Source organism: Delftia sp. CH05 (assembly GCF_009827015.1).
GTDB classification, from domain to species: domain Bacteria; phylum Pseudomonadota; class Gammaproteobacteria; order Burkholderiales; family Burkholderiaceae_C; genus Comamonas; species Comamonas tsuruhatensis.
Map to the genome: position 1 here is coordinate 1 of NZ_WUMG01000009.1, position 12,138 is coordinate 12,138.

Genomic DNA, 12,138 nt, shown 5'->3' on the forward strand with positions numbered 1-12,138 from the left:
ACCAGCGGCGTTCCAGTCGCGTAGGCGGCGCCAGCAAGTCATGCCGCTGCCGTACCCAAGGGATTGGGGAAGGTCTTCCCACGGAATGCCTGTTTGCAACACAAACAGGATGCCGTTGAGGGCGGCTTCATCGCTGACTGCGAGCTTGCGCGCACCGCCTTTGGCGGAAGGTACGAAGGCAGGGATGAGGGGTTGTAGCTGTCGCCACAGTTCTTTGCTTACAGGTCGTCGTGCCATGAGGGCAGCGAGCATAACTGCTCTGCGGGGGCCTGTGACGAAGTGGTGTTAGCCACTCTAAGAGGCACTGATCGCCTCGCTTGCATGCAGGCTACCAGATGATTTTCCGCTTGGGCGCACCCGACGGGCGCGGTTTGCAGGAAGAACTCCGATCAGTGCTGAGGCCTGCCCTGACGGGCCCTTCCATCGCGCCGCCCCCGCCGATGACGGTAACGGTCATGGTTGTGATGCCTGCAGGCACCGTGCAAAGTTGGGGGCCGCCAGCGGCCGTTGTTGATTTGGTGTTTCTGCTCGCTTTTTTTTCCCTAGATGCCTAGAAATTGAAACGGTAATGATTCCTGAAACTGCCGCGTGGCATCGCCCGAGAAGGTGTGGTTCTGGTCTGGGCCCAGATTCAGCTTGAGAACCTTGCCGGTTTTCTGGCTGAAGTCGAGTGCCTTGAGGTCTATCCAGAAGGTATTTGGCGTCAACGCTGATTCGAAGAAGTAGAGCTTGCGCTGGTGGTCGAAAACGGTTCTCCAGCGGGTTGACGAGATATTGGGCTCCTCCGGCGTATTCAGGCCGTAGGGCACCGAGGCGTTGCGGATCACGCTGAAGACGCTGGCCAGCGCCTTGTTGGGGTCCTGACTTTTGGGGATGGCGTTGACGTAGAAGGATGCGCGGGCAAATCGATCGGCGGCGCGATTGGTGCCGGGCAGCATGGTGGTGCCGCCCACTTGCTGCCAATAGGTGTTGAGAGCCAATTGCTGATCAAATGTCGGCGAATTGGTCATGACCTGGTATTGCCGGCCGTGATGTATCGCCTGCCGGCCATTGATGTACTCGACGATGGCGCTGTCGCCGCTGGCGTCGGACATCGAGAGATGCAGCGTCGTCAGCCGGTTCTCTCCGGGAACGTTGTCGGAGACGATGGTGAAAGGTTCTTTCTCCAGCGCCGCAACGGCTTCCTGGACGGTGGCGAAGTTGTCCAGCACGTATTGCGCCCAGGCTGCAATGGTCAGGCCAGGCTTGCTGCCCGCACCGAAGGCCGGGTATTGGGACTCCACCAGCCAGAGCAGGTTGGCGTTGAGGCCGGCTTCATTGACTCCATCGGTGGTGGAGACGTCATAGCCCGAGGTGATGACGCTTCCGTATTTGGACGTCCAGCGCAACGAGTTGGGGCCTGCCTTGCCTGAGCGCTCCATTCCACGCGGGAGCACCCAGAGATTGCTGACGATGTCGCTTTTCCAATCCATGGAGCGCGCGGTGACGACCTGGCCATTCGCACCAAGAAAGACAAGGCGGGTGCAGGCCCAGGTGCTGGGCAGGGCCGTAAGGCCGGCAATTCCCATCAGCAATGCGCCCACTACGGGGTGAATCTGCAGTCTGCGTTTCTTCATGGCAACTCCTTTGCAGGCAAATGGACTGGCGCAGTGTAGTGCGTCATTCGTACCCAGGTCAGAAATGGCCGCCTTGTGAAAAGGCGGGCCGGCAAACTGGCGGTCATTGGAGATGCCGCGCATGAGCCTGCGCGCATGCGGGTGCAGAGGGCACCGCTGTCAGATGGCGTGGCTGAACATGGGGCTGGCCAGCATCGCCACCGCAAAGGAGATGGCGCAGATAGCAGACCACAGGAAGACGAGGAAGAGGTGGCGCATCGTGCAGCTCTCGGGAGTGTTTGGTGGTTCTTGCCAGTTCAATTGCGGATGCGGTTCAGAATGCGCAGCCCGAGCATTGAAAGGCGTTCCAGCAGAGGCCTTGGCTCCATGCGCAGCAGCAACAGCTGCTGGCCGCCGCGCACGGGAAAGGCTTCCAGCAGGCTGCGGTGGTAGCGGGCATCCGGGTCCGGGTTGAAGCTTTCTGCGGGAACGACTCGATGCATCTTGTATCTCCGTCATGTGATTTCGGAAGCCTTTGGGGAGCGCGGCCTCTGACGGGATCTATTTCAATTGGTTTCGCGGCGTTTCCGTGCGGGTCAAGTTTGTGGCCGCATGTAGGCCGGGGCTGTACGCTGCGTATGTGTTTTGCGCACGCGCTGTGCGGCCTGTCCGCAGGTCTTCACAGGTGTGAGCAGCGCGTCTGCAACGGCTTTGCGGCGGCTGGCAGTCCCTAGAATTCGGGATCCCCATCTCATTTGCCAGGAGTTCCATGTCCTCCGTTCCCACGCTTCAGATCCGGCCCGTTGCACAGGCGGACCATCAGCAATGGCTTCCTCTTTGGCAGGGCTACAACGCCTTTTACGGGCGCGCTGGCGAGACGGCGCTGCCCGATGACATCACGCAGGCGACCTGGGAGCGCTTTCTCAATCCGCTGGAGCCGGTGTTTGCGCTGGTGGCAGAGAGCGAGGGTGAGCTGGTGGGCCTGGCGCACTACCTGTTCCACCGCAGCACGACGCGGCTGGAGCCCGTGTGCTATTTGCAGGATCTGTTTGCCGATGCACGCCGGCGCAAGCAGGGCATAGGCAAGTCGCTCATCCGCGCGGTCTACGAGCAGGCATCCCTGGCGGGAGCGCGCCGTGTCTACTGGCAGACGCAGTCTTCCAACGAAGCGGGCCGTGCGCTGTATGACCAGGTGGCCGAGCATCGTGGCTTCATCGTCTACGGGCACGAACTCCAGGGCAGAGCCTGACGCTTTGTTGTCGGGTTGGCGATCCAGAGAAGAAACCTGTTGAAACAGCGGGTGCGCGCAGCCGATGCAGGTCCGCCGGGGGGGCTTGGCAACCCTAGAATCACGCGTTGTCCTTTCGCTGCTTGCGCTGCACCCCCATGTCCAATCTCATCGTCCACGGCGGCACGCCCTTGCGCGGCCGCGTCGTTCCTTCCGCCAACAAGAATGCCGTGTTGCCGATCCTGTGCGCCACGCTATTGACCGATCAGCCGCTGCGGCTGCATGGCGTGCCGGACATCACCGATGTGCGCAAGATCCTGGACATCTTCCGCACGCTGGGCAGCGAGGTGCAGCTGGACGAAACCACACGCACGCTGCAGTTGCATCATCGCGATACGCGCTTTGATGCATCGTCGCATCGCCTGCCGGAGGAGATGCGCTCTTCCATCATGCTGGTGCCGCCGCTGCTGGCGCGCTTTGGCGTGGCGCGGCTGGAGGACAACGTCAAGGGCTGCACGCTGGGCGTGCGCGAGATCGATCCGCACGTGGACATCTTCCGCTCCTTCGGAGGTGAGGTGGAGCGCGCCAGCGGCTCGCTGCTGATCCACAGCGCACAGCCGCTCAAGGCCGTGCGCCACTGGCTGGACTACGCCTCCGTCACGGCGACAGAGAATTTCGTGCTGTGCGCCGTGGCCGCGCAGGGCGAGTCCATGCTGACCAATGCGGCCTGCGAGCCGCATGTGCAGGAGTTCTGCCGCTTCATGGTGATGATGGGCGCCGACATCGACGGCATCGGCACCTCGCGGCTGACGGTGCGTGGCGGCGCGCCGCTGAGCGGCGGCGAGTTCACCTTCGAGGAAGACTTCCACGAGATCACCACCTTTCTCGCGCTGGGCGCGATCACGGGCGGCGATGTGGAGGTGCGCAACAGCACGCCGGACAACTTTCCGCTGATCGACCGCACCTTCGCCAAGTTTGGCGTGCAGGTGGAGCACAAGAACGGTTGGTCACGCGCGCTGCGCTCGGGGCCGCTGAAGGTGCAGACGCCGTTCACCAGCAATGTGCTTACCAAGGTGGAAGCCGCTCCCTGGCCGTACTTTCCGGTGGATCTGCTGCCCATCTTCATTGCGCTGGGCGTGCATGCGCAGGGCAATGCGCTGTTCTGGAACAAGATCTACGACGGCGCGCTGGGCTGGACGGGCGAGCTGTCCAAGTTCGGCGCCCATGTGTTTTCTTCGGACCCGCACCGTGTGGTCACCTTCGGCGGCAATCCGCTGACGCCGGCCGTGGTGGAGAGCCCCTACATCATCCGCGTGGCGATTGCGCTGTTCATGGTCGCCAGCAGCATCGAGGGCCGCTCGGAGATCCGCAACGCCACGCCGATCCGCCGGGCGCATCCGCACTTCGTGGAGAACCTGCGCAGTCTGGGCGCTCGGGTGGAGTGGACCAACGAGGAGTGATGGAAAGCGGCGATGCGCAGGCTGCTAGGCCTGCGCCGCCGCATCCGAGAATCTCTTGGCCGCCCTGAGCAGGTAGCTCACGGCATAGAGGATGGGGTCGTCCGTCTCGTCGTCGTTCACGCGGTCAATGATTTCCAGCAGGCCCTGAAGGTCGGCGGACATTTGTGGCAGCACGCTGCTGGTCAGGGCCTCCACCGGCTGCTCGGCAGCGGCGCGGTCCGCCTTGAGGTGATAGCCGCGCAGCAGGTCGCGGACACCGATCACCATGGCGCGGCTGGATCTTTCCACATGCATTTCCAGCACGCTCAGCGCTGCGCTGATGTGGCATAGCGCGTCTGTTGCCAGGGTCTCCGGGTCGGGCGGGCTGGCGACGGCCTGCGCAGGATGCACGGAGGCTGGCATGTCTGTGTCCGGCATGGTTCTGTCCTTGCGCAATGTGTCCTGGATTCAGGGCTGGTGGTTCGAGGGCGTGGATGTGGGCTTGCACAGCCCCCGGGCGGGTCGTTTCGAGTTTTATGCCAACTTGGAATCATGTCAACTAGGCATGAATCTGAATTTGCATCCGGCAGGTACCATCGCGCAATGCAACGCAAACCCTTTCCCAGCGAAACCCAGGAGCGCTTCATCGTCCGTTTTCCGGATGGCATGCGTGATCGCATCTCGGAAGCGGCAAAGGCCGGCCACCGTTCCATGAATGCAGAAATCGTTGCGCGCATACGGCGCAGCTTCGAATTGGACGAAGCCGGCGATGCCGACCAGGCCGAGATCGAGCAGGGTGCGGCGGGATTGAGAGAGGAAATTTCGCGCCTGTGCCAGTTGCTGCAAGAGCACAAGGACGCTGCGGCAGGCCTGTTCGAGGCGCACAAGGAAGCGGTGGTGGACGAGGCACTGAAACGCCTGCGCTCCGAAACAGGCATGGCGGCAGGCCGCGCTCCGGGGAAGAGATGAGGCTGTAGGCCTGAGACCACGCTCATCGTTGCCGAGCGCTGGCGCTTGTCCTTGCGGGGCGCGCTTATCGTTGCGTCGGGTCTGCAAGGATCCATCCCTTTTTTAGAAGCTCTTGCAGCAAAGGACGCAGCTATGAACACGGATCAGATCAAGGGCACGCTCAAGGATGCCGCAGGCAAGGTGCAGCAAAAGGCTGGCGAGTTGATCGACAGCCCCGAACAGCAGGCCAAGGGCATTGCCAAGCAGGTCGAAGGCACGGCTCAGAAAAAGCTGGGCGATGTGAAGGAAGCCCTGAAGGATGCGAAAAAGTAAGGCGCCCACGCTGCCTTGATGACGAACAAGCCCGCCACTCCCTGGCGGGCTTTTCTTTTCAGCGAGTTTTGACGGGCGGAAGCGCGAGCAAGGCGTTCCTTGCTTCCTTTATCAGGCGGTCTGGGGCAGCTTGCGGCCGGGGTCCGCGGCCACGTGCACACGGTCACGGCCTGCCTGCTTGGCGGAGTAGAGCAGGGCGTCGGCGCGCGTCAGCGCATCGGTCAGGGCGGTGTTGGCGGCCACGGGGGCGATGCCGAAGCTGATGGTGATCCGCTGGCCGGCTGCCAGCACATAGCCGTCCGCGCTGAGCTGAGCGCGTATGCGCTCGGCCACGCGCTCGGCCTCCTCGGGCGTGGTGCGCATCAGCAGCAGCACGAATTCCTCGCCGCCAAAGCGTGAGACCAGATCGTCGCTGCGCACATGCTGCTGCAAGGTCCTGGCCACGGCCTGCAGAACGCGGTCGCCACAGTCATGGCCCCAGCTGTCGTTGATGCGCTTGAAGTGGTCTATGTCGCCGATCAGCACGGAAACCGGCGCCATGTGCGAATCGGCCAGGCGCAGCTCGGCGGCCTCCTGGAAGGCGCGACGGTTGAGCAGGTTGGTCAGCGAGTCGTGGTTGCGCTCCTGGCGCAGCGCGGTGAAGACATCGCGCACCGTGCAGGCCAGCAGCATCAGGGTGAACAGCAGAGCAAACGACAGCGTGCTGACCAGAGTCACCAGCCAGTAGGTGGAGCGAGCAATCTCATTGAGGTCGGTGCTGCCCAGGGCCAGCACCAGCAGCGGCCGGGCGGCGGTGTAGCCGGCAAACACCACGTAGGACCAGTAGAGCATTCTCTCCAGCCAATCCTGCGGTGGCCGGCGCCGCAGCATGGCGGGCGCCGGCAGCAACTGCAGCAGGCCCAGGCCTGTGTTGAGCCAATGCACACGTACCCACAGATCGACCTGGATCCGGCTGTAGTAGTACAGCGCGGCCAGAACCACCGCACCTATGAGCAAACCCAGCACGGGATGGGCCGAGACCCCGTAACGCCCCGCCATGCAGCGCGCAAAGCACCAGGTGCCAAACAGGTACATGGCGCCTGTGTACACGGCCCAATGGTGGAGTTGTTCGCGGGGGGCAATGCTCTGCCATGCAAGCGCCAGGGAAACCAGGGCATAGCCGCCGGCAATCCACAGCAGATAGCGCTGGCGACGCTGCACCAGCCAGCACACGGCCAGCGTGCAGCTGAGCAGCAAAATGCTCAGTGGCGCAATCAGTACATAGAGGCGATCGGTATCGAGTGACACATCCACAGCGTGTTATGCACTTGCAGGTGCGAAAGACGGCGGCTGGCAGCTTCCAAGCCCAGGCATTCAATGGCGCGGCAGCCGCAAGCGTCATTGCATTTTGCATCCGATGTCACCGGCGCTTGCCACTGCATATGCACTGTTCCGCGTTGTGCACAGCGGGTGATATCGGGTCTGCCCGCGCGCAGCCTCAAGTTCCCGGTATTTCTGACGAAAAAGCAAGTCATCTTTTCCGGATTGATGGGCCATGTCGATATGGCGGGGCTTTTCACCGGAAGACGGCCGGCGCTAGTGCGCGTGGCCTGTTGTTTCACCTTTCCTCTGTTCAGTTTTTCCGACGAGAGTTCTACGAATGAAATTTGATCAATGGAGCGTGTCCGCCAAGCTTTGGGGCACGCTGGGCGGCTTGTTGGCGATGATGCTTGCGGTATCGCTGTGGGCACAGTTTGCGGCGGCCCGCGCCATGGACCAGGGCATGCAGACGCTATCCGAATATGAGAACCGCATCGGTCTGGCCATTCAATGGAAGGGCGCAACGGAAACCACGGGCGAGCGGGTGCTGGCCAGCAATGCCTCCACCGATGAGGAATTGACGCGCCTGCTCGACGGCCGGGTCAAGGAGGGCTCTGGCCTGATCACCAAGCTGCAGGCCGAGATCGTCAAGGGTGCCAGCGAGGCCGACAAGGCTGCGCTGGAGCGCATCGCCAGCATCCGTGCCGAGGTGCTGGCGCTGAACAAGCGGGCCCGCGAGATCAAGTTGACGGGCGATGCCGCGGCGTTCCGCGAGTTCGTCCAGCAACAGTACCTGGGTGCCATCGGCCGCTATGTGGACTCGCTGGAAGTCTTTGTGCAGCTGCAGCGCAGCCAGCGCGATGCGGCCATGGAGCAGGCCCAGGCCGCGCGCCAACAGGCCAGTGTGCTGGCCTGGATTGTCCAGGGCGTGGTGCTCCTGGCCGGACTGGCGCTGGCCTTCGTGCTGACGCGTGCCATCACGCGTCCGCTGGAGCGAGCCGTGCAACTGACCGATGCCATTGCGCAGGGCGACCTTACCGTGTCGGCCGAGGACAGCCGCAAGGACGAATTCGGTCATCTGCTGCGCTCGGTCTCGGGCATGGCGGCACGGCTGCGTGGCTTGGTGACGGAGGTGCGTGACAGCGTGCACTCGATCTCCACTGCATCCACCGAGATTGCCGCCGGGAATCACAACCTGTCTTCGCGCACCGAGCAGACGGCGTCGAACCTGGAGGAAACGGCCGCCAGCATGGAGCAACTGACCGCGACCGTGGGCCAGGCCGCCGACACCGCGCGCCAGGCCAATCACCTGGCCGGCAGCGCCGCCCAGGCGGCCGAGCGCGGGGGCGCCGTGGTGGGCCATGTGGTGGCCAGCATGGACCGCATCAGCGACAGCGCACGCCGCATCTCCGACATCATCGGCGTGATCGACTCCATTGCTTTCCAGACCAACATCCTCGCGCTCAATGCCGCCGTGGAAGCGGCCCGCGCGGGTGAGCAGGGCCGTGGCTTCGCTGTCGTGGCTGGCGAAGTGCGGGCCCTGGCCCATCGCAGCGCAGAGGCCGCCAAGGAGATCAAGGGGCTGATCAGCACCTCGGTCGATGCCGCGCAGGAAGGCTCTGCCCAGGTCGCCCAGGCCGGCCAGGTGATGGATGACATTGTGGGCAGCGTGCGCAAGGTCTCGGACATGATTGGCGAGATCACGGCGTCTTCCACCGAGCAGCGCGACGGCATTGGCCAGGTCAACCAGGCCGTCAGCCATCTGGACCAGATGACGCAGCAAAACGCGGCCTTGGTGGAGGAGTCCGCAGCGGCAGCGGCTGCACTGAGCGACCAGGCGCAGCGCCTGTCGGGCATGGTGGCCGTGTTCAAGGTTGGCAACGCTGTGCCAGCCCTGCGATAGCGCGTGCAGAAAAAAAAGGACCGCCGGGGGCGGTCCTGTTGCAGAGAAAAGCCGTGGCCCTTGCGGGCCTGCCAGGGTAAGTCAGTGAGAGGGGAGGGAGGAGATAGTCTCCCTGGCTCGGCTGGAAAATGGTTCGTGGTGGTGGCGGATTGCTCCAGTGGCCGTTGGGGCCTTGCCGTTGCGTGACGGGATGCCCATGGCTTGCGGGTGCTGCAATGACGTGGGCATCATGATTTTGGAGAGTGCAGGTGTAGGACAGTTCCCTGTGCGATACCTGCTGTTTCCCTTGTTGTGATTGCCTGGGTACCGAAACATGCAGGCACCTCTCAGCTCACACATCAGCACTACATTGAAGAATTTGTAACTTCTGGGCAATAGGGTTAACCCCTTGCTTCTGGCAACAAAAAGCCCGCACTTGGCGGGCTCTGTCGCAGCTTAGTGGCTGCCGGAGGGCGTGGCAGGCCGCATCTCATATGGCGAAGGGAGTGCGGTCCTTGCCTTCAATCCAGCGGGGCTGCTTGCCGCGGCCGGTCCAGGTCGCACCGGTGGCGGGATCACGGTACTTGGGAACGCCGACCACGCGGAAACCAGCGCCAGTCTTGGCTTTGGACGAGGGAAAGACATCGGCCTCGGTCAATCCGTATTGGTCGATGATGGTGCGCACCTGGGCAATGGCTCCGGACTTTTCGGTCTTGAGCACTTCGGCGATCTGGGCTTCGAGCTGGGCTTTCTGCTGCAGCAGTGTCTTGTAGTCTGTGGTCATGTATATCAATGAATGTTGATCTGCCAATATAAAGGAATCCGGGAGAGCTTTTGGCAAAGTGAGCCTACACTGCCGCGCAACACCCGGATGACGACAGGCGTATTGTCAGAGAGCCTGTTTGAGAACAGGTTCCCATGTTGCCTGAGTCTAGGCGAGTCTGACGCTGATTTTTGTGGCGTATGGAAACCGGGTCATCGCATCTGCCACCGCTGCGCAGGTGCTGGGAAACAGGGCCGTGTAGCAGGCGCCGGCCACTTTGATGATGCATCGCTTCATGTTTCTCTCCCCTTGAATGACAGGTCTGCCTGCTTATCGGCATCTTTGCATCAAGATGAAACATTTTGTATCCTGCTCCCTGCCGATCCTGGTCAGGGGTCTTCATGGATCCATGGCAGTCCAGGAAGGGCAAGAAAAGGCCGCATGGTGCACCCCAAAAATATGAGGGAGGGAAAAACACAGGGTGCGCGGCGCAAACGGCAGGACCCTGGTGCAAGGCCCTGGCGTTTGCGACAAAAAGATCCCGCCTGCAGGGCGGGAAATGTCTGTGTTACAAATTGACACTATAGCATGCATCCGTCCAGGATGTGACGATAACTTGCAAAAACCTGACGACTCAGGCCCCGGTGGCGTTGCGAGCAAAGCGCTGCTTGCTCGAAGGGGGCAGCGGATCACCTGCAGCCAGGAAGCGTGCAATTGCAAGGGCAAGTACGCACTCTTTGAGCTCTGGCGGCCAGTGTGTCTCGGATAGGCTCGGTGGGCATCCACAGCCCTCGTTTTTGCCTTTACTACGCATCATGTTTCAAACACTTCGTGCCCGCCTGATTCTCATCTGCGTGGCAATCACAGTGGCCGCGCTGTTCGCGCTGTCCATGGCCACCTTCTGGACGGCGCGCGGCAGCACGCTGTCCGGCATCGACGAAAACATCGGCCAGCTCACGCAGGCCCATGCAGCCGCATTGACCGACTGGGTCCAGGACAAGCAGCGCATCACCGGCTCGCTGAAAACGGCGGTGCAACAGCCTGACCCGATTCCTTTCCTGCTGGCAGGCCAGCAGGCCGGCGGCTTCGATGACGCCTACTTCGTGCATGCGGACAAGCGTGCCGTGTTCACTCATCCCATGCCGGAGAACTACGACGGCACCCAGCGCGACTGGTTCAAGCAGGCCGTGCGGGAAGGCCGTCCGGGCGTCACGCCGGCCTACGTGGACGCCAGCACGGGTGAGCTGACGATCAGCTTTGTCGATCCGGTCGGGGCCTCGGGCGCGATCACGGCCGTCGTCGGCACCGATGTGCGGCTGGCGGCCATGTCCAGGAAAGTGGCGGCCATACGCCCCCAGGAAAAGAGCTTCGCCTTTCTGATGGACGGCGAAGGCCGTCTGCTGGCCTACGCCAGGCCCGAGCTGGCGCTCAAGCCCGCTTCGGCGATTGCACCGGAGCTCGATGCGGCCCTGATCAAGCGCCTGGCCGAGCAGGGCGGACGTGCCGACCTGGTGCTCGATGGAGAGCCGCAGATGGTCTATGCCGCCAAGGTGGAGGGCACGCCCTGGACGCTGGCCGTGGTGATCGACCGCGCACAGGCCACGCATTCCGTAAGCGCGCTGCTGCAGGTGGCCGCCTTCATCACCGCGCTTTCCGTGCTGGGTACGGCCGTGCTGTTGACCGTGGTGCTGCGCCGGATGCTCATGCGCCTGGCCGTGGCGCGCGATGCCTTGCAGGACATTGCTTCCGGCGAGGGCGATCTGACCCGCCGCCTCACGGCGGCAGGCCGGGACGAACTGGCGCAGATCGGCCAGTCCTTCAATCAGTTCGTGGACAAGATCGCCACGGTGCTGCTGCGCATTCGCGAATCGTCGGAATCGGTGCGCATGGCGTCGGCCGAGATCGCGGGCGGCAACCAGGACCTGTCGTCACGCACCGAGCAGCAGGCCAGCTCGCTGGAGCAGACGGCAGCCGCCATGGAGCAGATCACGGCAACCGTGCAGCAAAACGCGGCCAATGCCCGCCAGGCCAGCGAGCTGGCCACCAGCGCCTCGCAGATCGCCACGCAGGGCGGTGAGGCCGTGGGCCAGGTGGTGCAGACCATGGGTGGCATCGAGGCGTCGGCACGCAAGATCGAAAGCATCATCGGCGTGATCGACTCCATCGCCTTCCAGACCAACATCCTCGCGCTCAATGCTGCCGTCGAAGCGGCCCGTGCCGGCGAGCAGGGCCGTGGCTTTGCGGTGGTCGCCAGCGAGGTGCGCACGCTGGCCCAGCGCAGCGCCACGGCGGCGCGGGAGATCAAGGCGCTGATCGACGATTCCGTGGGCCAGATCGACACGGGCAGCCGGCTGGTGCGCAATGCGGGCACCACCATCGACCAGGCCGTGGACGGCGTGCGCAAGCTCAGCACGCTGGTGGCCGAGATCAGCAACGCCAGCCAGGAGCAAAGCCGTGGCATTGCCGAGGTGGGTAGCGCCATTGGACAGATGGACCAGGTCACGCAGCAGAACGCCGCCCTGGTGGAAGAGGTCACGGCGGCTGCGCAATCGCTGCAGCAACAGGCCGTGCAGCTGGCCCAGGCCGTGGCGGGCTTCAAGCTCGACGAAGGAAACGGCGCCCGCCGCCTGCGCTGAGCGCGGGCAAAACGC

The 12,138-nt window shown here is 63.1% G+C and carries 12 protein-coding genes; 6 read left to right on the forward strand and 6 right to left on the reverse strand.

Annotated elements, in window-relative coordinates; all coding sequences use genetic code 11:
* From GRX31_RS09770 to GRX31_RS09780, 3 genes are all read right to left on the reverse strand, one after another.
* Nucleotides 1–237 (reverse strand): transposase (locus GRX31_RS09770; RefSeq protein WP_160852530.1); only part of this gene is annotated, 237 nt, incomplete at its 3' end.
* 305 nt (nt 238–542) lie between these two features.
* The gene (locus GRX31_RS09775) at nt 543–1,616 is read right to left on the reverse strand and encodes a linear amide C-N hydrolase (protein ID WP_160852436.1); all 1,074 of its coding nucleotides are present in this window, start codon (nt 1,614–1,616) and stop codon (nt 543–545) included.
* Between the two features lie 296 nt (nt 1,617–1,912).
* Nucleotides 1,913–2,098 (reverse strand): hypothetical protein, encoded by a 186-nt coding sequence (locus GRX31_RS09780; RefSeq protein ID WP_043790552.1) that lies wholly within the window; start codon nt 2,096–2,098, stop codon nt 1,913–1,915.
* A gap of 266 nt (nt 2,099–2,364) precedes the next feature.
* On the opposite strand from GRX31_RS09780, the gene GRX31_RS09785 reads away from it, so the two are divergent.
* Entirely contained in the window at nt 2,365–2,844 is a 480-nt protein-coding gene (locus GRX31_RS09785; protein WP_016454858.1) for a GNAT family N-acetyltransferase, read from the forward strand.
* 137 nt (nt 2,845–2,981) lie between these two features.
* Complete coding sequence (locus GRX31_RS09790) at nt 2,982–4,283, forward strand: UDP-N-acetylglucosamine 1-carboxyvinyltransferase (protein WP_016454857.1); 1,302 nt, start codon at nt 2,982–2,984, stop codon at nt 4,281–4,283.
* Between the two features lie 24 nt (nt 4,284–4,307).
* On the opposite strand, the gene GRX31_RS09795 is transcribed toward GRX31_RS09790, so the two are convergent.
* On the reverse strand, nt 4,308–4,700 hold the full coding sequence (locus tag GRX31_RS09795; RefSeq protein WP_160852438.1) for a hypothetical protein: 393 nt from the start codon (nt 4,698–4,700) through the stop codon (nt 4,308–4,310).
* 114 nt (nt 4,701–4,814) lie between these two features.
* Between GRX31_RS09795 and GRX31_RS09800 the strand changes: the two genes are divergently transcribed.
* Together GRX31_RS09800 and GRX31_RS09805 are read left to right on the forward strand one after the other, a co-directional pair.
* A complete protein-coding gene (locus GRX31_RS09800) occupies nt 4,815–5,231 on the forward strand; it encodes an Arc family DNA-binding protein (RefSeq protein ID WP_237426644.1) in 417 nt (138 codons plus the stop codon).
* Between the two features lie 132 nt (nt 5,232–5,363).
* Complete coding sequence (locus GRX31_RS09805) at nt 5,364–5,543, forward strand: CsbD family protein (protein WP_016446836.1); 180 nt, start codon at nt 5,364–5,366, stop codon at nt 5,541–5,543.
* Between the two features lie 111 nt (nt 5,544–5,654).
* Here the strand turns inward: GRX31_RS09805 and GRX31_RS09810 are convergent, their stop codons facing one another.
* Nucleotides 5,655–6,830 (reverse strand): GGDEF domain-containing protein, encoded by a 1,176-nt coding sequence (locus GRX31_RS09810; RefSeq protein WP_239009385.1) that lies wholly within the window; start codon nt 6,828–6,830, stop codon nt 5,655–5,657.
* Nucleotides 6,831–7,182: 352 nt separating this feature from the next.
* Between GRX31_RS09810 and GRX31_RS09815 the strand changes: the two genes are divergently transcribed.
* A complete protein-coding gene (locus tag GRX31_RS09815) occupies nt 7,183–8,745 on the forward strand; it encodes a methyl-accepting chemotaxis protein (protein ID WP_016446838.1) in 1,563 nt (520 codons plus the stop codon).
* Between the two features lie 469 nt (nt 8,746–9,214).
* On the opposite strand, the gene GRX31_RS09820 is transcribed toward GRX31_RS09815, so the two are convergent.
* The gene (locus GRX31_RS09820; protein ID WP_016446839.1) at nt 9,215–9,508 is read right to left on the reverse strand and encodes an H-NS histone family protein; all 294 of its coding nucleotides are present in this window, start codon (nt 9,506–9,508) and stop codon (nt 9,215–9,217) included.
* A gap of 794 nt (nt 9,509–10,302) precedes the next feature.
* On the opposite strand from GRX31_RS09820, the gene GRX31_RS09825 reads away from it, so the two are divergent.
* Nucleotides 10,303–12,123, forward strand: coding sequence for a methyl-accepting chemotaxis protein (locus tag GRX31_RS09825; RefSeq protein ID WP_016454855.1), 1,821 nt, complete (start codon nt 10,303–10,305; stop codon nt 12,121–12,123).
* Nucleotides 12,124–12,138: the final 15 nt, after the last annotated feature.